22 protein-coding genes and 1 pseudogene are annotated in these 22,677 nt (G+C 71.1%); 16 read left to right on the top strand and 7 right to left on the bottom strand.

From position 1 onward, the window contains the following. Positions 1 to 21: 21 nt before the first annotated feature. Complete coding sequence (locus tag ACFYOH_RS27395) at positions 22 to 288, bottom strand: DUF2530 domain-containing protein (RefSeq protein ID WP_388630578.1); 267 nt, start codon at positions 286 to 288, stop codon at positions 22 to 24. A gap of 150 nt (positions 289 to 438) precedes the next feature. On the opposite strand from ACFYOH_RS27395, the gene ACFYOH_RS27390 reads away from it, so the two are divergent. After that, entirely contained in the window at positions 439 to 1,890 is a 1,452-nt protein-coding gene (locus tag ACFYOH_RS27390; protein WP_388630576.1) for an NCS2 family permease, read from the top strand. Between the two features lie 37 nt (positions 1,891 to 1,927). Here ACFYOH_RS27390 and ACFYOH_RS27385 read toward each other — a convergent pair whose 3' ends face one another. Beyond that, positions 1,928 to 2,143 (bottom strand): ribbon-helix-helix protein, CopG family, encoded by a 216-nt coding sequence (locus tag ACFYOH_RS27385; protein ID WP_388630573.1) that lies wholly within the window; start codon positions 2,141 to 2,143, stop codon positions 1,928 to 1,930. Positions 2,144 to 2,264: 121 nt separating this feature from the next. Between ACFYOH_RS27385 and ACFYOH_RS27380 the strand changes: the two genes are divergently transcribed. The 3 genes from ACFYOH_RS27380 (at position 2,265) to ACFYOH_RS27370 (ending at position 5,368) form a co-directional block, all read left to right on the top strand. After that, on the top strand, positions 2,265 to 2,702 hold the full coding sequence (locus ACFYOH_RS27380) for a MarR family winged helix-turn-helix transcriptional regulator (RefSeq protein ID WP_388630570.1): 438 nt from the start codon (positions 2,265 to 2,267) through the stop codon (positions 2,700 to 2,702). Positions 2,703 to 2,726: 24 nt separating this feature from the next. Next, positions 2,727 to 4,073 carry an MFS transporter gene (locus ACFYOH_RS27375; RefSeq protein WP_388630567.1) on the top strand — a complete coding sequence of 449 codons (1,347 nt, stop codon included), beginning with the start codon at positions 2,727 to 2,729 and terminating at the stop codon, positions 4,071 to 4,073. A gap of 128 nt (positions 4,074 to 4,201) precedes the next feature. Further along, complete coding sequence (locus ACFYOH_RS27370; RefSeq protein WP_388630564.1) at positions 4,202 to 5,368, top strand: TIGR03118 family protein; 1,167 nt, start codon at positions 4,202 to 4,204, stop codon at positions 5,366 to 5,368. Positions 5,369 to 5,402: 34 nt separating this feature from the next. Here the strand turns inward: ACFYOH_RS27370 and ACFYOH_RS27365 are convergent, their stop codons facing one another. Beyond that, entirely contained in the window at positions 5,403 to 5,924 is a 522-nt protein-coding gene (locus tag ACFYOH_RS27365; protein WP_388630561.1) for a GNAT family N-acetyltransferase, read from the bottom strand. A gap of 39 nt (positions 5,925 to 5,963) precedes the next feature. Between ACFYOH_RS27365 and thpR the strand changes: the two genes are divergently transcribed. Next, positions 5,964 to 6,536 (top strand): RNA 2',3'-cyclic phosphodiesterase, encoded by a 573-nt coding sequence (thpR, locus tag ACFYOH_RS27360; protein ID WP_388630558.1) that lies wholly within the window; start codon positions 5,964 to 5,966, stop codon positions 6,534 to 6,536. Positions 6,537 to 6,774: 238 nt separating this feature from the next. Here the strand turns inward: thpR and ACFYOH_RS27355 are convergent, their stop codons facing one another. From ACFYOH_RS27355 to ACFYOH_RS27345, 3 genes are all read right to left on the bottom strand, one after another. Beyond that, positions 6,775 to 7,770 carry an aldo/keto reductase gene (locus ACFYOH_RS27355; protein WP_388630555.1) on the bottom strand — a complete coding sequence of 332 codons (996 nt, stop codon included), beginning with the start codon at positions 7,768 to 7,770 and terminating at the stop codon, positions 6,775 to 6,777. A gap of 57 nt (positions 7,771 to 7,827) precedes the next feature. Beyond that, positions 7,828 to 8,412, bottom strand: coding sequence for a Uma2 family endonuclease (locus tag ACFYOH_RS27350; protein ID WP_388630552.1), 585 nt, complete (start codon positions 8,410 to 8,412; stop codon positions 7,828 to 7,830). A gap of 88 nt (positions 8,413 to 8,500) precedes the next feature. After that, on the bottom strand, positions 8,501 to 9,184 hold the full coding sequence (locus ACFYOH_RS27345) for a GDSL-type esterase/lipase family protein (RefSeq protein ID WP_388630549.1): 684 nt from the start codon (positions 9,182 to 9,184) through the stop codon (positions 8,501 to 8,503). Between the two features lie 112 nt (positions 9,185 to 9,296). Between ACFYOH_RS27345 and ACFYOH_RS27340 the strand changes: the two genes are divergently transcribed. After that, complete coding sequence (locus ACFYOH_RS27340; protein ID WP_388630546.1) at positions 9,297 to 10,283, top strand: WD40 repeat domain-containing protein; 987 nt, start codon at positions 9,297 to 9,299, stop codon at positions 10,281 to 10,283. A gap of 102 nt (positions 10,284 to 10,385) precedes the next feature. Here ACFYOH_RS27340 and serC read toward each other — a convergent pair whose 3' ends face one another. Beyond that, complete coding sequence (serC, locus tag ACFYOH_RS27335; RefSeq protein ID WP_388630543.1) at positions 10,386 to 11,504, bottom strand: phosphoserine transaminase; 1,119 nt, start codon at positions 11,502 to 11,504, stop codon at positions 10,386 to 10,388. 156 nt (positions 11,505 to 11,660) lie between these two features. Here serC and ACFYOH_RS27330 point away from each other — a divergent pair, with 156 nt between their 5' ends. The 10 genes and pseudogenes from ACFYOH_RS27330 (at position 11,661) to ACFYOH_RS27285 (ending at position 22,672) form a co-directional block, all read left to right on the top strand. Next, entirely contained in the window at positions 11,661 to 14,585 is a 2,925-nt protein-coding gene (locus ACFYOH_RS27330) for an FAD-binding and (Fe-S)-binding domain-containing protein (protein WP_388630540.1), read from the top strand. A 32-nt stretch (positions 14,586 to 14,617) separates the two neighbouring features. Next, a complete protein-coding gene (locus ACFYOH_RS27325; RefSeq protein ID WP_388630538.1) occupies positions 14,618 to 15,385 on the top strand; it encodes a metallophosphoesterase family protein in 768 nt (255 codons plus the stop codon). A 33-nt stretch (positions 15,386 to 15,418) separates the two neighbouring features. Continuing rightward, entirely contained in the window at positions 15,419 to 16,540 is a 1,122-nt protein-coding gene (locus ACFYOH_RS27320) for a lipid II:glycine glycyltransferase FemX (protein WP_388630535.1), read from the top strand. Between the two features lie 183 nt (positions 16,541 to 16,723). Continuing rightward, entirely contained in the window at positions 16,724 to 17,656 is a 933-nt protein-coding gene (locus ACFYOH_RS27315; RefSeq protein WP_388630532.1) for a DMT family transporter, read from the top strand. Positions 17,657 to 17,669: 13 nt separating this feature from the next. Then, positions 17,670 to 17,750, top strand: a pseudogene (locus ACFYOH_RS27310) (RHS repeat domain-containing protein); the annotation flags it as partial. A gap of 150 nt (positions 17,751 to 17,900) precedes the next feature. After that, complete coding sequence (locus ACFYOH_RS27305) at positions 17,901 to 18,308, top strand: hypothetical protein (RefSeq protein WP_388630529.1); 408 nt, start codon at positions 17,901 to 17,903, stop codon at positions 18,306 to 18,308. Beyond that, the gene (locus ACFYOH_RS27300; RefSeq protein ID WP_388630526.1) at positions 18,305 to 18,490 is read left to right on the top strand and encodes a hypothetical protein; all 186 of its coding nucleotides are present in this window, start codon (positions 18,305 to 18,307) and stop codon (positions 18,488 to 18,490) included. Before ACFYOH_RS27305 ends, ACFYOH_RS27300 begins: the two co-directional genes overlap by 4 nt. A 119-nt stretch (positions 18,491 to 18,609) precedes the next feature. Further along, positions 18,610 to 19,404 carry a TIGR03084 family metal-binding protein gene (locus ACFYOH_RS27295; protein ID WP_388630523.1) on the top strand — a complete coding sequence of 265 codons (795 nt, stop codon included), beginning with the start codon at positions 18,610 to 18,612 and terminating at the stop codon, positions 19,402 to 19,404. Then, on the top strand, positions 19,401 to 21,077 hold the full coding sequence (locus ACFYOH_RS27290; protein ID WP_388630520.1) for an acyclic terpene utilization AtuA family protein: 1,677 nt from the start codon (positions 19,401 to 19,403) through the stop codon (positions 21,075 to 21,077). The genes ACFYOH_RS27295 and ACFYOH_RS27290 overlap by 4 nt, the downstream gene beginning before the upstream one ends. Beyond that, positions 21,074 to 22,672, top strand: coding sequence for an acyl-CoA carboxylase subunit beta (locus ACFYOH_RS27285; protein ID WP_388630517.1), 1,599 nt, complete (start codon positions 21,074 to 21,076; stop codon positions 22,670 to 22,672). Before ACFYOH_RS27290 ends, ACFYOH_RS27285 begins: the two co-directional genes overlap by 4 nt. Positions 22,673 to 22,677 lie beyond the last annotated feature (5 nt).

The raw sequence follows: 22,677 nt of genomic DNA, 5'->3' as shown, positions 1-22,677 counted from the left end.
CCCCCTCGCCCGCTTTACGGATTACTCGGCCGACGTCGACCGCAGGGCCACCGCCCGCTTGATCGCCGCGTCCCGCTTCCTGACGTACCAGATGCCGATCAGCCCCAGTCCGCCCCCGGCCAGGCAGGTCCACAGCCACCACAGATGTCCGTGCTCGTGGAACCAGCCGTAGAAGGGAAGCTGGACGAGGAAGAGGACGAACCAGACGATCGTGCCGCCGGTGATGGTGGCGACCACGGGGCCCTCCAGGGGCTCGGGCGCCTCGTGCTTGGGGGTCCACTTGGCCATGTGCACAGCTTAAGCGGATGGTCGTTCTACGCGCGGAGATGGCGATCTCGTACTCATACGTTCATACTGAAACCGTTTGTCTGTGTCCGCTTCTGTTCGTATGAAACTCCAACGAGGCTCGGGGGAACCCCGTTGGTGATGGAGACCCGCATGTCCACCTCGGCACCCGCCAAGGTCCCCACCCCCGAGATTCCGGGCGGTGTGCCCGCTCAGGGCGCCCTTGACCGCTACTTCAGGATCTCCGAGCGCGGCAGCTCCGTCGCTCGCGAGATCCGTGGCGGTTTCGCCACCTTCTTCGCGATGGCCTACATCATCGTGCTGAATCCGATCATCCTCGGCAGCGCGAAGGACATGTACGGCCACCACCTGGACAACGGCCAGCTGGTGACGGCGACCGCGCTGACGGCCGCGTTCACCACCCTCCTCATGGGGGTCATCGGCAACGTCCCGATCGCCCTCGCCGCGGGCCTCGGCGTGAACTCGGTCGTCGCCCTCCAGCTGGCGCCCCGGATGTCCTGGCCGGACGCGATGGGCATGGTCGTCCTCGCGGGCTTCGTGGTCATGCTGCTGGTCGCCACGGGGCTGCGCGAGCGCGTGATGAACGCCGTGCCGTTCGGGCTGCGCAAGGCGATCTCGATCGGTATCGGCCTGTTCATCATGCTGATCGGCCTGGTCGACTCGGGCTTCGTCACCCGGATGCCGGACGCCGCCCAGACCACCGTCCCGGTCCAGCTCGGCACCGGCGGTCATCTGCACGGCTGGCCGGTGCTGGTCTTCATCCTGGGCGCGCTGCTGACCTTCGCGCTGATCGTCCGCAAGGTGCCGGGCGCGATCCTGATCTCGATCGTCGGCATGACCGTCCTCGCCCTCGTCCTCAACGCGGTCACCACGATCCCGTCCTGGGGTCTGACGGTCCCGAAGTGGCCGGGCAACCCGGTCGCCACCCCCGACTTCGGGCTGGTCGGCCACGTCAGCCTGTTCGGCGGCTTCTCCAAGGTCGGCGTGCTGACCGGCGTCCTCTTCGTCTTCACGGTCCTGCTGTCGTGCTTCTTCGACGCGATGGGCACGATCATGGGCGTCAGCGACGAGGCCAAGCTGACCGACGCCGAGGGCTACATGCCCGGCATCAACAAGGTCCTGTTCATCGACGGCCTCGCGGTCGCGGCGGGCGGCGCCAGCTCCTCCTCGGCCACCACGGCGTTCGTGGAGTCCACGGCCGGCGTCGGCGAGGGCGCCCGCACGGGCCTCGCGAACGTCGTCACGGGCGGCCTCTTCGCCGCCGCGCTGTTCCTCACCCCGGTCGCCACGATGGTCCCGTCCCAGGCGGCGACCCCGGCGCTGGTCGCGGTCGGCTTCCTGATCCTGTCGAACTCGATCAAGGAGATCGACTGGGCCGACTACACCATCGCGATCCCGGCGTTCGTGACGATGCTGATGATGCCGTTCACCTACTCGATCACCAACGGCATCGGCATGGGCTTCATCACCTTCACGGTGCTGCGCCTGGCCGCCGGCCGGTTCCGGGAGATCCCGGCCGCCATGTACGTCGTCTCGGCGGTCTTCGCCTTCTACTACCTGATGCCGGCCCTGGGCCTGACCTGAGCCCGCTGCGGTTCTACGGCGTCACGGTTCCACGGCGTCACGTGACGTCGTAGAACCGCTCCGTCTCCTCGACGGCGGCCTGGAACCGCTCGTCGAAGTCGTCCCGGATGAGCGTGCGGACCACATAGTCCTGCACGCTCATTCCTCTTTTCGCCGCGTGCTGCCGGAGTCTTTCGAGCAGCTCTCCGTCTATGCGCAGGCTGAGCACACTGGTCGCCATGCGTACGAGGGTCGCCACATAGGGCCGTCCCATGCGTCACTTTCGGGAACCGACTCACTCGTTTGGGTGATCGATTGGTTCAGTGGCGGGTATCACGGGCCTTCGGGCGTGTCGCAGTGTTCTTTAGAGAGGGTAATGAGTTACTCTAAAGAACATGCCGGACCTCACCCATGGCGACGACGCTGCCGCCGTGAACGCCCTCCGCTCCGCCGTGATGCGACTGTCCCGTCGGCTCAAGCACCAGCGGGTCGACGAGTCGCTGAGCCCCACCGAGATGTCGGTGCTCGGCACCCTGGCCCGCTGTGGCTCGGCCACCCCGGGCGAGCTCGCACGCAAGGAGCACGTCCAGCCGCCGTCGATGACCCGCATCGTCGCGCTGCTGGAGGCCAAGGGGCTGGTCCGGCTGGAGCCGCACCCCGAGGACCGGCGCCAGAAGGTCGTCACCCAGACCGAGCGGGCCGAGGCGATGCTCGAGGAGAGCCGCCGCAAGCGCAACGCGTTCCTGGCCGGCCTGGTCGAGGGCCTCGACGAGGACGAGTGGGCCAAACTGCGCGCCGCCGCCCCCGTGCTGGAGAAGCTCGCACACCTATAACCGCTGTCGAGGAGGCGAACCCTTTTGAGTACGGGATCCGGAACACCTTCCGCCCCCGCACCGACCGTCACTACTACCCCAGCCGCCCGCAAGGGCTCGATGTTCAGCTCGCTGAGGATCAGGAACTACCGCCTCTTCTTCATCGGCCAGGTCGTCTCCAACACCGGCACCTGGATGCAGCGCATCGCCCAGGACTGGCTGGTCCTCAGCCTCACCGGCTCCTCCGCCGCCGTGGGCATCACAACGGCCCTGCAGTTCCTGCCGATGCTCGTCTTCGGCCTCTACGGCGGAGTCCTGGTCGACCGCCTCCCCAAGCGCCCCACGCTGCTGGTCACGCAGGCCGCCATGGCCGTGACGGGCCTGGCGCTCGCCTTCCTCACGCTCAGCGGCCATGTCCAGGTCTGGCACGTCTACGTCGCCGCCTTCACCGTCGGCCTCGCCACGGTGCTCGACAACCCGGCCCGCCAGTCCTTCGTCTCCGAGATGGTCGGCCCCGAGCAGCTGCAGAACGCGGTCAGCCTGAACTCGGCGAACTTCCAGTCCGCCCGCCTGGTCGGCCCCGCGGTCGCCGGTGTGATGATCACCGGCGTGGGCACCGGCTGGGCGTTCCTCGCCAACGGCCTGTCCTTCGTCGCGCCCATCACCGGCCTGCTGCTGATGCGCGCCCGTGAACTGCACGCGGTCCGGCGCGCGCCCCGCGGCAAGGGCCAGCTGCGCGAGGGCCTGCGGTACGTGGCGGGGCGCCCCGAGCTGATCTGGCCGATCGTCCTCGTCGGCTTCATCGGCACCTTTGGCTTCAACTTCCCGGTGTGGCTGTCGGCGTACGCGAACGGCGTCTTCCACTCCGGCGCCGGCTCCTACAGCCTCTTCAACACCCTGATGGCCGTCGGCTCACTGGGCGGCGCCCTGCTGGCCGCCCGGCGCGGCACGGCCCGGCTGCGCATCCTGATCGCCGCCGCGCTCGCCTTCGGCACACTTGAGGTGGTGGCCGCACTGGCCCCGTCGTACTGGCTGTTCGCGCTGCTCATGATCCCGATCGGGGTCTTCGGCCTGACGGTCAACGTCACCGCGAACACCGCCGTGCAGATGGCCACCGACCCGGCCATGCGCGGCCGGGTGATGTCCCTGTTCATGATGGTGTTCATGGGCGGTACGCCGCTGGGCGCGCCGGTCGTCGGCTGGATCACCGACACCTACGGCGCCCGGGTCGGCTTCGCCCTCGGCGGCCTGATCTCGGCCGCGGCCGCCGCCGGTATCGGCCTGGTCCTGGCCCGTATCGGCGGTCTGCGGCTGGCGGTTGGCTGGCACCACGGCCATCCGCGGGTCCGCTTCGTCCCGCGCGAGCGGGAGCGGCTGGCGACGGCGGCGTAGGAACCGCCACCGCCTGTGCTCGTACGGATGTGCGTCTGCGTGTCGATCGCGGGCGCGATTGCCCCTATATGAGATTACTTCTGCCGGTAAGTCCTATTGGGCACCCGTAGGGGAACAGGAGCACCCGCATGGCATCACCGGCATTGACCCCGAGATCCCGCTCCCGCGTGCGGCGGCTGGCGGCGGTCGCGCTGACCCTCGGCACGGTCGGCGCGCTCGCCGCCGCCGTGCCGTCCGGGGCGGTGGACGCGCCGCGCCGCGCCGACCACGGCTTCCGCGAGCGCGATCTCGTCTCCGACCAGGCGAACAGGGCGGAGCTGCAGGACCCCGACCTGGTCAACCCCTGGGGCCTCGTCCGCACACCGAGCGGTGCGATCAGGGTTTCCAACAACGGAACCAACACCTCCACGGTGTACACGGGCGCCCGGGACAACCGGCCGGTCATCGCCCTGTCTCCCGTCATCCAGCTCCCCCAGGACGCCGACCCGACCGGAATCGTGCGCAACGACACCGGCGACTTCCGCTTCACCGTCTCCCAGAGGTCGGCTCCCGCGCGGTACATCTTCGCGGGGGAGGGCGGCGGCCTCTTCGCGTTCAACGCGAACGTGGATCCGACGCACGCCTTCCGCGTCGCGCAGGAGGACGACGCCGTGTTCAAGGGCCTGACGCTGGTGGACTGCCAGAAGAAGGACGCGAGGGGCACGGAATGCCGCAAGGGCGGCGAGCGGCAGTCGCGCATCCTCGTGGCGAACTTCCGTGACGCGCGCATCGACGCCTTCGACACCGGCTTCAACCAGGTGGACCTGCCCGCCGACGCGTTCCGGGACCCGAGGATCCCGGGCGGCTTCGCGCCCTTCGACGTCAAGAACATCGGCGGCCGGATCTTCGTCACCTACGCCAAGCAGGACGCGGACAAGCACGACGACGTCCCGGGTCCGGGCAACGGCTTCATCGACGTGTTCACCACCGGGGGCCGGCTCATCGAGCGCTTCGCGAGCCGGGGCGTGCTCAACTCGCCCTGGGGCCTGGAGACGGCACCCAAGGGGTTCGGGAAGTTCGCGGGTGACCTTCTCGTGGGCAACTTCGGCGACGGCCGCATCCACGCCTTCGACCTGAGGACCGGCCGGTTCGAGGGAACCCTGAGGGACCGCAACGGCCGGGCGATCGTGATCGACGGCCTGTGGGGACTGCAGCGGGGCACCGCAGAGTCCGGCGGCAGGGACAGCGTCTGGTTCGCCGCGGGAATCGGGGACGAGCAGCACGGCCTGCTCGGCACGCTGCGCGCCGAGCGCTGATCCGCCGACCGGACGTGAGGTGCTCGCCGGGCGGTCACACCCGCCGGGCGAGCACCTGCCCCGGCCAGTCGTTCTCGCCGGAGGTGTACGCCTGTGTCGGCGTGAAACCGTTCGCCTCGTAGAAGGCGACGAGCTTGCGGTCGCCACCCGCGTAGCAGTCCACCCGCAACAGGGAGACCCCGGCCCGCCGGGTCTCCTCGGCCGCGTGCGCGAGCAGCGCGGCACCGGCGCCCCGTCCCTCGAACCGGCGGTCGGAGGCGAGCCAGTGGATGTACCGCTCGGGCTCGCCCGGCGCCGGCAGATGCGACAGGTAGGCGCCGGGCGCGTCCGTGAGGGTGAGGGTGGCGGCCGGTACGCCGTCGATCTCGGCGAGGTAGGTGGTGCCCTGCGCCATGTACCCGGCGACCGATTCCGCCACCCTCGGGTTCTCCGACAGCGGCTCGCTTCCCCACTGCTCGGTGCGCCCCTGTGAGACCAGCCACCGCACACTGCTGTCGAGCATGCCGAGTATCGTCGGCAGGTCGTCGGGGCCGGCTTCGCGGATGGTGATCGTCATGGGACCATCCTGCCCGCACGGGTCTGCGAAGGTGAAGGCATGAGACTCTTCGCCGCGGTGCTCCCTCCGGAGTCTGTCGTCCATGAACTCGCCGTCGAGGTGGCCAGGTTGAAACGGCTGCCCGGCGCCGAGCGGCTGCGCTGGACCAACCGGCCGGGCTGGCACTTCACCCTCGCCTTCTACGGCGAGGTCGCCGAGGACCTCGTACCGGACCTGTCGGACCGCCTGGCCCGCGCGGCCGGCCGTACGGCGCCCTTCGACCTCGCCCTCTCCGGCGGCGGCCAGTTCGGGCACGGCAAGGCCCTGTGGACCGGCGCCTACGGCGAGGTGGAGGCGATGCGGCTGCTGGCCGACCGGGCGGAGTCGGCGGCGCGGAAGGCGGGCGTGTCGATGGGGGAGCACCGGCGGTACAAGGCCCACCTGACGGTGGCGCGCGGCCGGGACTCGGTGGACGTACGGCCGTATGTCGATCTGCTCCGCGAGTTCACCAGCCGGACCTGGACGGTGAACGAGCTGGTGCTGGTGCGGAGCAATCTGCCGCGGTCGGGGATGGTGGGGGAGCAGCCGCGCTATGAGGCGGTCGCCCGCTGGGCACTGGGCGCCGGCCGTTAGGCTCGACGGTGTGGACCCTAAGACTCGGAACCGGATCATGGCCGGCGTGCTTGTGCTGATGTTTGTGGTGGTGGCTGTTTCGGCGGCCGTCAGGTAGCGGTGTGACGGAGGAGCGGCGGCGGGGGAACTGCGGCCGGTTGCCGGGTGTAGGCCCGTCGGGGCAGGTCGCGCCCGCGCGGCGGGGCCGCGTGTCAAACGCGGCCCCGCCCCCCTTACGGGGCGTCGGCACCTCCCGGAACTACCAGGCGAAGGCCTCCGGGGACGGGCCCGGGCCCGGGAAGATCTCGTCCAGGCCGGCCAGCAACTCCTCGGTCAGCTCCAGCTCCGAAGCCCTGATCGCGGACTCCAGCTGTTCGGCCGTACGCGGACCGACGATGGGACCCGTCACACCCGGGCGGGTGAGCAGCCAGGCCAGGGCCACCTCGCCGGGCTCCAGGCCGTGCTTGTCGACCAGGTCCTCGTACGCCTGGATCCGGGCGCGGGCGGCCGGATCCTTGAGGGTGTCGGCGGCCCGGCCGGTGGCGCGGCGGCCGCCCTGGACCTCCTTCTTGATGATCCCGCCGAGCAGACCGCCGTGCAGCGGCGACCACGGGATGACCCCGAGGCCGTAGTCCTGCGCGGCCGGGATGACCTCCATCTCGGCGCGGCGCTCGGCGAGGTTGTACAGGCACTGCTCGCTGACCAGGCCGATGGTGCCGCCGCGGCGGGCGGCGATCTCGTTGGCCTGGGCGATCTTGTAGCCGGGGAAGTTGGAGGAGCCGGCGTACAGGATCTTCCCCTGCCGGACCAGGGTGTCGATGGCCTGCCAGATCTCCTCGAACGGGGTGCTGCGGTCGATGTGGTGGAACTGGTAGAGGTCGATGTAGTCGGTCTGCAGCCGCTGCAGGCTGGCGTCCACGGCGCGGCGGATGTTCAGCGCGGAGAGCTTGTCGTGGTTGGGCCAGGCGGTCTCGCCGTCGGGGGCCATGTTGCCGTAGACCTTGGTGGCGATGACGACCTTGTCACGGCGCTCGCCGCCCCGGGCGAACCAGTTGCCGATGATCGTCTCGGTGCGGCCCTTGTTCTCGCCCCACCCGTACACATTGGCCGTGTCGAAGAAGTTGATGCCCGCGTCCAGCGCCGCGTCCATGATGGTGTGGCTGTCGGCCTCGTCGGTCTGCGGCCCGAAGTTCATCGTCCCGAGGACGAGTCGGCTGACCTTGAGTCCCGTGCGTCCAAGCTGCGTGTACTTCATGGTTCTCCAGCCAACGGCTTGAAGTGCGCTCTATGCAAGGGCTTTCGGCCGGGGACGTCAGTCGCGGGGGAACTCGTCGGTCTTGAGAGTGAGGCCCAGGGCGGTGGTGGTCATGTCGACGTCCGCTCCGAAGGTGACGGTCAGTTCGCTGACGTACTCACCGTCCTTCGGCTGGCTGTAGAGGTGGCACTTGCCCTGGTAGGGATCCGCGATGAGGTAGACGGGGACCTCGGCGGTGGCGTAGGCCGTCTTCTTTGGGCCGTAGTCGTTGTGCGCCGTGCCCTTCGAGATGACCTCTGCGACGAACTCGACGTCGTCGCAGCGCCAGAGGCCCTTGGGTGTCTTCTCGGCGCCTTCGGCCACGAGGGTGACGTCGGATGCGAAGCCGTTGAGGTGACCGGGGTAGTCGACGCGGACGTCCGACTTGACGCGCTTGCGCGGGTACTTGGTGCGCAGTTGCTCAACGATGTCGAGAATGATCTCCCAATGGGTGTCCCGCTGCGGCGACATGAAGATGGCCCCCTCGACGATCTCGACCTTGTATCCCTCGGGGGTGGTCCGCTCGAGCGACTCGAACAGGTCGTCCAGAGTCAGCTCGCCGCTCTCCTCGGCCATCTCGATCCTGTCTTCAAGGACGGTCATCGTGGCGCTCCTACCCGGCTGCCCCACGCACCGGTGCAGCCGCGCGGTTCAACGATACGCACGGTGACGAGGAGACGCCGGAAATCGGTCAATCCGTTCCGGCCACGTACGCCTGTCCGACCCCCCACGCCTCCCACATCGCCCCCGCGAACGCCGCCGCGATCCGGTGCTCCCCGCTCACGTTGGGATGGGTGCCGTCGTAGGTGTCGACGTGGATGTCGTACGACTCCGGCGGCGAGGCCAGCAGGATCGGCGACCGGGGTTCGTCCAGGTCGGCGACCGCCTTGGCGAGCAGGACGTTGAAGCGGTCGACCTGCTCGGCGAAGGATGTGTCCGCCGCGGCCCGGATGTTCGGGATCACCGGCAGCAGCACCATGCGGATGCGCGGCTCGGCCGCCCGCGCCCCGGCGACGAAGGCGCGCACGTTCTGAGCCGTCTGCTCGGCGTTGGTGTAGAAGCCCAGGTCGATCAGTCCGAGGGAGACCAGCAGCACGTCGGCCGGGTGCTCCCGTATCGCCTCGCCGATCAGCGGAGCCATGTGCAGCCAGCCCTCGCCCCAGCCGGCCAGGTGGCGGCGGGGGAAGCCGGGCTCGGCGTAGGCGTGGGAGGTCGGCGCCTCGGTCGCCTTGTCGTACAGCTCCTCGCGCGGTCCGACGAAGGTGAACGGGCCGCCGTACGTGTCGCACAGATGCCGCCACAGCCGGTAACGCCATGTGTGCTCGCCCGCGCTCCCGATCGTCATGGAGTCACCTACGGGCATGAACCTAAGCATCCGCTCATGATGGATGATCACGCGCGCCGATGGGATGTGAGGCCCACCACGTCCACGGGACCCGTCGGCAGCACGCCCGGTCACCCCTGGGAGGGAATGGCAGTCTTGGCCCATGCGTCCATCGTCCGCCCTCCTCGCCGGGTTGCTGCTCGCCGCCGCCTGTACGCTGCCCGCCTCCGCCGCCGAGAGCGCCGACGGGGCCGGCGACCAGGGGTTCACCCTCAAGGACCCGCGGATCACCGAGTCCAGCGGGCTCGCCGCCTCCCACCTCCACCCTGGCATCTACTGGACGCACAACGACAGCGGCGACGGGCCGTACATCTACGCTGTGGACAGCCGGACCGGGAAGACCGTCGCCCGGATCACCCTGCGCGGCATCGGCACCCCGCGTGACGACGAGGCCATCTCCATCGGGCCGCACAACGAGATCTACCTGGGCGACATCGGCGACAACTACGGCGGCAGATGGCCGTACGTGTGGATCTACCGGCTGCCCGAGCCCGAGGAGCTGAAGGACCAGACGGTCACCGCCACGCAGTACGTCGTGAAGTACGCGAACGGGCCGCGCGACGCGGAGTCGCTGATCGTCCACCCGAAGACCGGGCGGGTCTACATCATCGACAAGAAGGAGGACGGCGGGCACCTGTACGAGGGCCCGGCGACCCTCTCCACCTCCGGCGCGAACATCTTCGAGCCGATCGCCCCCGTCGACCTCTGGGCCACGGACGCGGCCTTCTCACCGGACGGGCGGCAGCTCGCCGTGCGCGGGTACCTGGGCGGGATCTACTACGACTGGAACGGCGGCCGGATCAAGCGGGAGGGCCAGCTCGACGTGCCCCTTCAGGGACAGGGCGAGGGCGTCTCGTACTCCCCCGACGGGACCGAGCTGCTCTATAGCAGCGAGGGCGCGGGCAGCGAGGTCGTGGCGAAGCAGGCGCCGAGCCGGCCGGACGCCAAGTCCCCGTCGGCGAGCGCGAGTTCGGGTTCGGCGGGGAGTGCGGCCGGGACCGGGGACGGTCTGAAGGCGGGTGCCGCCGTCGTCGTCGCCGTCGGGCTGGCGGCCCTGTTCGGGCTGCGGCGGCTGCGGCGGCGCCGATGAGGCCGCGTCGCACGGCGACATGACCGAAGGGCGCCCGGTGTTCGCAGGGCGCCCTTCATCGTCGTACCTGGGATCGTGCCCGAGATCGGCGTACCCGAGAGGTCAGAGCTTCTCGATCACGTAGTCGATGCAGTGCGTCAGCGCCTCGACGTCCGCCGGGTCGATCGCCGGGAACATCGCGACGCGCAGCTGGTTGCGGCCGAGCTTGCGGTAGGGCTCGGTGTCGACGATGCCGTTGGCGCGCAGGGCCTTGGCGACGGCGGCCGCGTCGATCTCGTCGGAGAAGTCGATCGTGCCGATGACCTGCGAGCGCTTGGCCGGGTCGGTGACGAACGGGGTGGCGTACTTCGACTCCTCCGCCCAGGAGTACAGGCGGGTCGAGGAGTCCTTGGTGCGGGCCGTGGACCAGGCGAGACCGCCCTGGCCGTTCAGCCACTCCAGCTGCTGGTTCAGCAGGAACAGGGTGGCGAGGGCCGGGGTGTTGTACGTCTGGTTCTTGCGGGAGTTGTCGATCGCCGTGGGCAGCGAGAAGAACTCCGGGACGTGGCGGCCGGAGGCGTGGACGCGCTCGGCGCGCTCGATCGCGGCCGGGGAGAAGACGCCGATCCACAGGCCGCCGTCGGAGGCGAAGGACTTCTGCGGGGCGAAGTAGTAGACGTCCGTCTCGGACACGTCGACCGGGAGGCCGCCGGCGCCGGAGGTGGCGTCCACGAGGACCAGGGAACCGGAGTCCGCGCCTTCGACACGCTTGATGGGCATCGCGACGCCCGTCGAGGTCTCGTTGTGGGTGAAGGCGTACACGTCGACGCCGGCCTCGGCCCGCGCCTCGGGGTGGGTGCCGGGGTCGGTGGAGATGACGGTGGGCTCGGCCAGCCACGGGGCGAGCCTCGCGGCCTTGGCGAACTTGGAGGAGAACTCGCCGAAGCTCAGGTGCTGGGACTTGTTCTCGATCAGGCCATGGGTGGCGATGTCCCAGAAGGCGGTCGAGCCGCCGTTGCCGAGGACCACCTCGTAGCCCTCGGGCAGGGAGAACAGCTCGGAGATGCCCTCACGGACCTTGCCGACCAGGTTCTTGACGGGCGCCTGGCGGTGGGAGGTGCCGAGCAGGGAGCTTCCGGTCGCGGCGAGGGCGTCGAGCGCCTCGGTGCGCACCTTGGAGGGGCCCGCGCCGAAACGTCCGTCGGCGGGCTTGATGTCAGCGGGAATCTGGATGTCGGCCACGAGTCGGAGGGTATCCGGTGGGCGAAACCGGGCGGAACCGTGTCCGTCCGATGAGACGAGATCGCCGGGCCCTGGACTCGTGAATTCGTACGACGATCTGCGGGAGGCTGTGGAAAACTTCCGGTGACTGTCCGTGAGCGGATGCATCCTGGACGCATGACGGATCACTCGGGTCTCGAAGCGGAGCTGCGCGGCGCCGTCCGGGGCGAGGTCGGTTTCGACACCGCCTCCCGGGCGCTGGTCACCATGGACGCGTCCAACTACCGGCGCGTTCCGGCGGGTGTCGTCGCCCCGAGAGACGCCGACGACGTGGCCGCCGTGCTGGAGGTCTGCCGGGCGCGCGGGGTGCCGGTGGTGGCGCGCGGCGGGGGCACGTCGATCGCCGGGCAGGCGACCGGCACCGGCGTGGTGCTGGACTTCACCCGGCATATGAACGGCCTGCTGGAGCTGGACCCCGGCACCCGAACGGCCGTCGTCCAACCGGGCCTCGTCCTCGACCGGCTCCAGGAGGCCGCGGCCCCGCACGGCCTGCGCTTCGGCCCGGACCCGTCCACCCACAGCCGGTGCACGCTCGGCGGGATGATCGGCAACAACTCCTGCGGCTCGCACTCGGTCGCCTGGGGCACGACCGCGGACAGCGTGCGGGAGCTGTCCGTCGTCACCGCGCGCGGCCGTCGGCTGCGGCTCGGGCAGGGCTGGGCGGGCGCGCCGGACGGGCTGCGCGAGCTGGCCGAGGGGGAATTGGCGCGGCTGCGCACCGGCTTCCCCGAGCTGCCCCGCCGCATCTCCGGGTACGCGCTGGACGCGCTGCTGCCCGAGAAGGGCGCCGATGTCGCCCGGTCCTTCTGCGGTTCCGAGGGCACCTTCGGCATCCTCACCGAGGCCGTCGTCCAGCTCGTCCAGGCCCCCCACGCGCGTGCCCTGGCCGTGCTGGCGTACGGCGACGAGAGCGCCGCCGCCGAGGCCGCCGCCGGTCTGCTGCCCTACGGCCCGCTGACGGTGGAGGGCATGGCGGCCGACCTGGTGCGCGCGCCGGCCGGTCTGCCGAAGGGGGGTGCCTGGCTGTTCGTGGAGACCGGCGGGGACTCGGCGGCCGCGGCACGCGCACAAGCGGAGGCGATCGCCCGCGCGGCCGGCGTGACCGACTCCCTGGTGGTGACCGACCCGGCGGCCCAGCGCACCCTGTGGCGCATCCGCGAGGACGCGAGCGGTACGGCGACGCGTATGCCGGACGGCAGCGAGGCCTGGCCCGGCTGGGAGGACTGCGCGGTGCCGCCCGCCCGGCTCGGCGCCTATCTGCGCGACTTCCGCGCCCTGCTGTCGGCGTACGGCCTGCGCGGCACGCCGTACGGCCACTTCGGCGACGGCTGCATCCACGTCCGCATCGACTTCGACCTGCTCACCGGGGCCGGTATCGGCCGTTTCCGCCGCTTCTCCGAGGAACTGGCCGACCTGGTGGTGGAGCACGGCGGCTCCCTGTCCGGGGAGCACGGCGACGGACAGGCCCGCGCCGAGCTGCTGCCACGCATGTACGGCGCGCAGACCGTCCGGCTCTTCGAGCGGGCCAAGGCGGTCTGGGACCCGGACGACCTGCTGAACCCGGGGATGCTGGTCCGCCCGGCCCGGCTGGACGAGAACCTCCGCTTCTCGGTCCTGCCCCGCGACCCGGTCGACGTGGCCTTCGGCTACCCGGCCGACGAAGGCGACTTCCGCGCCGCCGTCCGCCGCTGCGTCGGCGTCGCCAAGTGCCGTACGACGACCGTGTCCGGCCCGGCCGTGATGTGCCCGTCCTTCCGGGCGACCGGCGAGGAGGAGCACTCCACGCGCGGCCGGGCCCGGCTGCTGCACGAGATGCTGGCCGGCGAACTGGTCACCGACGGCTGGCGTTCGACCGAGGTGCGGGACGCCCTCGACCTGTGCCTGTCCTGCAAGGGCTGCCGCTCCGACTGCCCGGTCGGCGTCGACATGGCCACCTACAAGGCGGAGTTCCTGCACCACCACTACGCCGGCCGGCGCCGTCCCGCCGCGCACATCGGCATGGGCCGGCTGCCGCAGTGGCTGCGCTGGGTCGCCGCCACCCGCACGGCACCGCTGCTCAACACCCTCGCCTCGGTGCGGCCGCTGGCCGGTGTCGGCAAACGCCTGGGCGGGATCGCGCCCGAGCGGGAGATTCCCCGGCTGGCGACACGGACGTTCACCGGCTGGTGGCGCGGCAGGAAGCCTGCCCACAGCGGCACCGGGGGGCCGGTGCCGGGCGGCTCGGGCCCGGGGGATCTGGTCGTGCTCTGGCCGGACACCTTCACCGAGCATCTGTCACCGTCCGTCGGCCGGGCCGCTGTCCGGGTGCTGGAGGCCGCCGGGCTGCGGGTGGCCCTGCCGCCGACGCTGCTGCTGCGCGGGGGAAGGATCGGCGGCACCGATGACGGCCGGAGCAGGCCGGCCACCGCGCTGCTCACCGCCCGCCGGGCCCGGGTCTGCTGCGGCCTCACCTACGTCTCCACCGGCCAGCTCGACCGCGCCCGTGCCGTGCTGCGGCGCACGCTGGACCTGATGGAGCCGGTGCTGCGGGCCGGGGTCCCGGTCGTCGTCCTGGAACCGAGCTGCGCCGCGGCCCTCCGCACCGACCTGCCGGAACTCCTGCACGACGACCCGCGCGCCGCCCGCCTCTCCGCGGCCGTCGTCACCTTCGCCGAGGCCCTTCAGCGGCACGCCCCGCACTGGACCCCACCCGCCGTGGACCGCCCGGTCGCCGGTCAGACCCACTGCCACCAGCACGCGGTGCTCGGCGACGCCCCCGACCGCCGGCTGCGCGTGGCCGCGGGCCTCACCGGCGAGCTGAGCGGCGGCTGCTGCGGCCTCGCCGGCAACTTCGGCTTCGAGAAAGGCCACTTCGAGGTGTCCAGGGCCTGCGCGGAGGAACAGCTCCTGCCCGCGGTCCGTGAGGCATCCGAGCAGACCGTGATCCTGGCCGACGGCTTCTCCTGCCGCACCCAGCTGGCACAGCTGGCCGGGGTGCGGGGGCGGCACCTGGCGGAGGTGCTGGCGGAGGCGCTGGACCAGCCGGCGGGAGAGGCGAAGTGACCGAGGGGAAGCGTAGTGACGAGGGACTTGAAGTGACCGAGGAATACAGCAGGGTGGCCGTGCTGTCCGACATCCACGGTGTGTTGCCCGCCCTGGCGGCGGTGCTGGCGGAGCCCGAAGTGGCGGCGGCCGACCGTATCGTCCTGACCGGCGACATCACGGCGGGCCCGCAGCCGGCCGAGGTGCTGGACCTGCTGCGGGAGCAGGGCGAGCGGGTGCTGTGGCTCGCGGGAAACGCCGACCGGGAGCTGGTGGAGTACCGGCGCGGCGAGCGCACCGACATCCCCGACCCCATCGGCCCGCACGCGGCCCGGGCCCTTCGCGAGGAGCAGATCGACTTCCTCGCCGGCCTGCCTCGCACGCTCACCCTGCGCGTCCGCGGCCTCGGCACGGTCCTGTTCTGCCATGCCACCCCACGCGACGACGAGGAGCTGGTGCTGGTGGACTCCCGCCCCGACCGCTGGGCGGAGGTCTTCACCGGCCTCGACCCCGGCATCGGCACGGTCGTCTGCGGCCACACCCACATGCCGTACGCCCGTCTGGCGCACGGCCGCCTGGTGGTCAATCCCGGCAGCGTCGGCATGCCCTACGGCCGCCCCGGCGCCCACTGGTGCCTCCTGGGCCCCGGCACCGACCTGCGCGTGACGCCGTACGACATCCCGGCGGCCGTCGCCCGGCTCACCGCGGAGTGCGCCTACCCGGAGATCGCCGAGTGGGCCGACCACTACCTGTACGCCCGGGCGACGGACACTCAGGTGCTGGCGGCATGGGGACCGAAGGACGGGAGGGATGGTTCATAGGACGACCTGACCGGCGATCTCCAAGGAGCGCGCATGACCCTCACCCTCCGGGCCATCACCCGTGCCGAGCACCTCGCCTTCGTGGCGGGCCGACCCTCCGTCAGTCATATGCAGGTGCCGTCGTGGGGGGATGTGAAGGCGGACTGGAAGGCGGAGAGCCTCGGCTGGTTCCAGCCGGACGGGCGGCTCGCCGGGGCCGGGCTGGTGCTGCTCAGGCCGCTGCCGAAGATCAGACGGTATCTGGCCTATCTGCCCGAGGGCCCGGTCATCGACTGGGACTCGCCCGACCTCGAGCGCTGGCTGGAGCCGATGCTCGCCCATCTCAAGGCGCTGGGCGCGTTCTCGGTGAAGATGGGCCCGCCCGTGGTGGCCCGGCGCTGGAGTACCGAGGCGGTCAAGGCCGCGATCGCCGACCCGGACGCGCACCGGTTGCGGGACGTGCCGCCGACCTCGTCCGAACAGGGCGCCGCGGACCTGGCCGGCCGGCTGCGCCGGATGGGCTGGCGGCAGGCCGAGCCCGGCGGCGAGGAGGGATTCGCCGCCGGTCAGCCGCGGTATGTGTGCCAGGTGCCGTTCGCCGGACGGTCGCTGGACGACATCCACCGGGGCCTCAACCAGCAGTGGCGGCGCAACATCAAGAAGGCCGAGAAGGCGGGCGTGAAGGTCGTCCGGGGCGGCTACGAGGACCTGCCGGTTTTCTACGGTCTGTACGCCGAGACGGCCCGGCGCGACCGGTTCATCCCGCGCCCGCTGCCGTACTTCCAGCGCATGTGGACCGCGCTCACCGCCGAGGACCCCGACCGGATGCGGCTGTATCTCGCGCACCACGACGGCGACGTGCTCGCCGCGGCCACGATGCTGATCGTCGGCGGGCACGTCTGGTACTCCTACGGCGCCTCCACCGCCCGCAGACGCGAGGTGCAGCCCAGCAACGCGATGCAGTGGCGCATGATGTGCGACGCCCACGAACTCGGGGCGCACGTCTACGACTTCCGGGGCATCACCGACACCCTGGAGGAGTCCGACCCCCTCCTCGGCCTGCTCCGCTTCAAGGTGGGCGCGGGCGGCGAGGCCGTGGAGTACCTGGGCGAGTGGGGCTTCCCCCTGAACCGCCTGCTGCACAAGGCACTTGACGTCTACCTGACCCTGCGCTGAGGCCGTTCTCAGCAGCAGTACGGTTACGCGCCCTACGCCTTCCGTGACGAGGAGGCGTGGCCGGGTATCTGATTCCAGCATCCGGGACAGCTGCTTAAAGGGTTCACGCACCTGTCAAAGTCCATTACCCTGGACCTGGTAGTACATCGAGATGAACGAACCCGATCAAGCACAGGACCGCCCGTGACCGCCACCTCCAGCACCGCCACGCCGACCCCGGTCACCCCTGCCCGAGGACCGCGCCGCTTCGGCTCGCTCGGCCCGGTCGGCCTGGTCCTGGCCGGCGGCATCTCGGTCCAGTTCGGCGGCGCCCTCGCGGTGACCCTGATGCCGAGCGCGGGCGCACCGGGCGTCGTCACCCTGCGCCTCCTCGCGGCCGCGGTGGTCCTCCTCCTGGTCTGCCGCCCCCGTCTGCGCGGCCACTCGCGTGCCGACTGGGGCACGGTGATCGCGTTCGGTATCGCCATGGGCGCGATGAACGGCCTTTTCTACGAGGCGGTGGCTCGCATCCCGCTCGGCCCGGCGGTCACCCTGGAGGTCCTCGGCCCGCTGTCCCTGTCCGTCCTGACCTCCCGCCGCGCGATCAACGCGCTGTGGGCGGGCCTCGCCCTGCTCGGCGTCTTCCTGCTGAGCGGCGGAGGCTTCAGCAGTCTGGACCCCACAGGTGTCGGATTCGCTCTGGGCGCCGGTGCCATGTGGGCGATCTACATCCTCTTCAGCGCCCGTACGGGCCGCCGCTTCCCTCAGGCGGACGGCCTGGCGTTGGCCATGGCGGTCGCAGCCCTCCTCTTCCTCCCCATCGGCATCACCGCGGCGGGCACCCGCCTCCTGAACCCCACCACCGTCGCCATCGGCTCGGCGGTGGCCCTGCTCTCCTCCGTCCTGCCCTACACCCTCGAACTCCTGGCCCTGCGCCGCCTTCCCGCATCCACGTTCGCAATCCTGATGAGCCTGGAGCCGGCGATAGCGGCCACGGCCGGCTTCCTGATCCTCGGCCAGTCCCTGTCCGCCGCGGAGGCCGCCGCCATCACCCTGGTCATCACGGCGAGCATCGGCGCGGTCCGCACCCAGGTGGGCCGGGGCAAGGCCAGGGTGGAACCGGCCCCGGAGGCCTGACGTCCTCGAACTCACCGACGCGCTTGGCCAGACGTCTCGCTTCGGCTGGGATGCCGAAGGACGGCTACTCACACGCGTCGGCCCCGACGGGAGCAGCGAGCAGTGGCAGTGGGACGGCGAAGACACTCGCCACGAACTCTACGTGCACCTACGGTGGCGGCACTCCCAGGACGTCGGAACACCGCTGGCGCAGCAGCCGGTGCCCGAAGTCGTCGGTCGCGAAGAACTCGTCCCGTCCCCTTGCGTGCTGGATCCCGAGGAAATCATCGAGCATCCCTACTTCATGACGCTCGACCCTGCCATGCAGGAACGCATCGCCGCATGGGAAGGGCCTGAGGACGCGGGCGACCGGTACATCTCGGATCTGTCCACGGTTCCTGGCTGGAAGGTCGGCGGGTATGTGGCGTGGCCTCCTACGGGGCCACGGCCGTTGCTCTGCTCCGTCTGCGGCGCGGAACTCGCCCCGCTGCTGACGGCGGACGAACGCGAATGGGATCCCAGCACGAACAGTTGGATCCCCTACGAAGACCAGAAAGCCGCGGACACCTTGTGGGCCAACGACCCTACCGGAGTCTCGCCGGGCCGCGGTCGCCTGACCGTCGCCGTATGCCCTTGGGACCCGCATCACCCCATCGACCTCGTCGTGCAGTGAGCCAACCGGACGTCCTCGCAGCGGCGGAGGAGGTGCTGCCGGACGACCTCCGCTTCGTCGGGTACCGCCCCGGCTTCCTGGACAAGCAGGTGGCGGGCGGTCGGCGCGGAGTGAATTCGCCGACGGGGCCGATCGTCCACGCAGCGCATCCCAGCCCCCGGCCGCTTCCGGCCGGGGGCTGATCAGTCGCTTCAGCCCTTGACCGACTGCACGAAGGCCGACCAGGCGCGGGTGGGGAAGAGGAGGGAAAATTCATGCAAGCGTGCTTGATTGTTTCTGCCTACACTGCCATGCTCCCCCCATGGCCGACCCGACGCCCGTCATCGACGACCTGCGTGCCGAGAGCGAGGAACTCGACCTGCTCGTGGCCCAGTTGAGCCGCGAGCAGTGGGCACTGCCCACCCCCGCCCCTGGCTGGACCCTCGCCCATCAGATCGCCCACCTCGCCTGGACAGACCGCTCGGCCCTGCTCGCCATCACCGACGCCGACGCCTTCCAAGCGCTGGTCGAGAAGGCGCTCGCCGCCCCCGACTCCTTCGTGGACGAGGGCGCGGCGGAAGGCGCCCGGCTCGCGCCCGTCGAGCTGCTGTCGGCCTGGCGCGAGGGGCGCACCGCCCTCGACCGGGCCCTGCGCACCGCACCGCCCGGCGCCCGTTTCCCCTGGTACGGCCCACCCATGTCGGCCGCTTCCATGGCCACCGCCCGCCTCATGGAGACCTGGGCCCACGGCCTGGACATCGCCGACGCCCTGGGTGTGGTCCGCCCACCCACCGACCGGCTCAGGCATGTGGCCCGACTCGGGGTGCGCACACGCGACTTCGCCTACACCGTCCACGACCTCACCCCGCCGGCCGAGGAGTTCCGCGTGGAACTGACCACATGGAACGGCGAGTTGTGGGCTTACGGCCCCGAGAACGCCCCGCAACGCGTCACCGGCCCCGCTCTCGACTTCTGCCTCCTCGTCACCCAGCGCGCCCACCGGGCCGACCTCGCCCTGACGGCCGTCGGCCCGGACGCCGACCGCTGGCTGGACATCGCCCAGGCCTTCGCGGGCCCGCCCGGCGGCGGCCGCCCGCCGAAGGAGGACCCGGCGTGACCGGCCTCCGCATCGGCAACTTCTCCGGCTTCTACGGCGACCGCACGGGCGCTCTGCGCGAGATGCTGACCGGCGGCGAGGTCGACGTCCTCACCGGCGACTACCTCGCCGAACTCACCATGCTGATCCTCGCCCGCGACCGGCTGAAGGACCCCGGCGCCGGTTACGCCCGCACCTTCCCGCGCCAGCTGGAGGACTGCCTCGGCCTCGCCCATGAGCGCGGGGTGAAGATCGTCACCAACGCGGGCGGGCTCAATCCGGCCGGACTCGCCGATGCCGTACGGGAGTTGGCCGGCCGCCTCGGCATCCCGGTCCGCGTCGCGCACGTCGAGGGCGACGACCTCACCGCCTCCCACCCCGGCGCCCTCGCCGCCCACGCCTACCTCGGCGGCTTCGGCATCGCCGAGTGTCTGCGGGCCGGTGCGGACATCGTCGTCACGGGGCGCGTGACGGACGCGGCCCTGGTCACCGGGCCCGCCGCCACCCACTTCGGGTGGGCGCGGACGGACCACGACCGGCTCGCGGGGGCTGTCGTCGCCGGGCATGTGCTGGAGTGCGGGACGCAGGCCACCGGCGGGAACTACGCGTTCTTCCGGGAGGGGGACGTATGCCGGCCCGGCTTCCCGCTCGCCGAGATCCACGCCGACGGCAGCAGTGTCATCACCAAGCACCCCGGCACCGGCGGCCTGGTCGACGTCGGCACGGTCACCGCGCAGCTGCTGTACGAGACCGGTGGCGGCCGGTACGCCGGCCCCGATGTCACCGCCCGGCTGGACACCGTACGGCTGAGCCAGGACGGGCCGGACCGGGTGCGGATCGAGGGCGTGCGCGGCGAGGCACCGCCGCCGGCCCTGAAAGTCGGCCTCAACCGGCTCGCCGGCTTCCGCAACGAGGTCGTCTTCGTCCTCACCGGACTCGACATCGAGGCGAAGGCCGAGCTGGTGCGGGCGCAGCTCTCCGACGTGCTCGCCAAGTCGCCGCCCGCCGAGGTCCGCTGGGAACTCGTGCGCACCGACCGGGCCGACGCCGACACCGAGGAGACCGCGAGCGCACTGCTGCGGCTCGTCGTACGGGACGCGGACGAGCGGGTCGTCGGGCGGGCGCTGAGCGGCGCTGCCGTGGAGCTGGCGCTGGCCAGCTACCCGGGCTTCCATGTGCTCTCCCCACCGGGGAAGGGCTCGCCTTATGGGGTTTTCGAGGATGTGTACGTCCCCCATGGCGCCGTCGACCATATGGCCGTCCTCCACGACGGACGGCGTGTCCCCGTGGCGCCGCCCCAGGAGACCCGGCCCCTGGACGCCGTACCGGAACCCGCCCTGCCCGATCCCCTTCCGCCCGGGCCGACCCGCCGCGCACCGCTCGGCCTGGTCGCCGGGACCCGCAGCGGGGACAAGGGCGGCAATGCCAATGTCGGCGTCTGGGCGCGCAGTGACGAGGCCTGGCGGTGGCTCGCGCACGAGCTGACCGCCGAAAGCTTCCGGCAGTTGATCCCCGAGAGCCGGGACCTGCCCGTCACCCGGCATCTGCTGCCGAACCTCCGCGCGGTCAACTTCGTCGTCGAGGGCATCCTCGGCGCGGGCGTCGCCGCGCAGGCCCGCTTCGACCCACAGGCCAAGGCCCTCGGCGAATGGCTGCGCTCCCGCCACCTGGACATCCCGGAGGCCCTGCTGTGACCACCCTGACCTCGGCCCTGGACCCGGCCGGACCCGACCACCGGGCCAACCGCGAGGCCATGCTCGCCAAGCTCGCCGAACTGGAGGCCGAGCACGCCAAGGCGCTCGCGGGCGGCGGCGAGAAGTACGTGCAACGGCACCGGAAACGCGGCAAGTTGCTCGCGCGGGAGCGGATCGAGCTGCTCCTCGACCCGGACACGCCCTTCCTGGAGCTGTCCCCGCTGGCCGCCTGGGGGAGTGACTACACGGTCGGCGCCTCGATCGTCACCGGCATCGGCGTGGTCGAGGGCGTGGAGTGCCTGATCACCGCGAACGACCCGACCGTGCGCGGCGGCGCGAGCAACCCGTGGAGCCTGAAGAAGGCCCTGCGGGCGAACGACATCGCGCGCGCCAACCGGCTGCCCTGCATCAGCCTGGTGGAGTCGGGAGGGGCCGATCTGCCGTCCCAGAAGGAGATCTTCATCCCGGGCGGCGCCATCTTCCGCGATCTGACCCGCCTCTCCGCCGCAGGCATCCCGACCGTCGCCGTCGTCTTCGGCAACTCGACCGCCGGTGGCGCCTACATCCCCGGCATGTCCGACCACGTGATCATGGTCAAGGAGCGGGCGAAGGTCTTCCTCGGCGGGCCCCCGCTGGTGAAGATGGCCACCGGCGAGGAGAGCGACGACGAGTCCCTGGGCGGCGCCGAGATGCACGCGCGCGTGTCGGGCCTCGCCGACTACTTCGCCGTCGACGAGCCGGATGCCCTGCGCCAGGCCCGCCGGGTGGTGGCCCGGCTGAACCACCGCAAGGCGTACCCGGATCCCGGCCCCGCCGAGCCGCCCAAGTACGACCCGGAGGAACTGCTGGGCATCGTCCCCGGCGATCTGAAGATCCCCTTCGACCCGCGCGAGGTCATCGCCCGGATCGTCGACGCCTCCGACTTCGACGAGTTCAAGCCGCTGTACGGGACCAGTCTGGTCACCGGCTGGGCCGCCCTGCACGGATATCCGGTCGGCATCCTGGCCAACGCGCAGGGCGTGCTCTTCAGCGCGGAGTCGCAGAAGGCCGCCCAGTTCATCCAGCTCGCCAACCAGCGCGACATCCCGCTGCTCTTCCTGCACAACACCACCGGCTACATGGTGGGCAAGGAGTACGAGCAGGGCGGGATCATCAAGCACGGCTCGATGATGATCAACGCGGTCAGCAACAGCAGGGTCCCGCACCTGTCCGTGCTCATGGGGGCGTCGTACGGCGCCGGGCACTACGGCATGTGCGGGCGCGCGTACGACCCCCGGTTCCTGTTCGCCTGGCCGAGCGCCAAGTCCGCCGTGATGGGGCCGCAGCAGCTCGCGGGCGTGCTCTCGATCGTCGCCCGCCAGTCGGCGGCGGCGAAGGGGCAGCCGTACGACGAGGACGCGGACGCCGCCCTGCGCGCCATGGTGGAGCAGCAGATCGAGTCCGAGTCGCTGCCGATGTTCCTGTCCGGGCGGCTGTACGACGACGGGGTCATCGACCCGCGCGACACCCGCACCGTCCTCGGCCTGTGCCTGTCGGCCCTCCACACCGCGCCCTACGAGGGCGCGCGCGGCGGCTTCGGCGTCTTCCGGATGTGAGGGAT

This window comes from Streptomyces sp. NPDC007856, from assembly GCF_042868225.1.
Taxonomy (GTDB): domain Bacteria; phylum Actinomycetota; class Actinomycetes; order Streptomycetales; family Streptomycetaceae; genus Streptomyces.
Note: the sequence above shows the minus strand (reverse complement) of the source record. Positions and strands in the feature narration are given on the sequence as shown.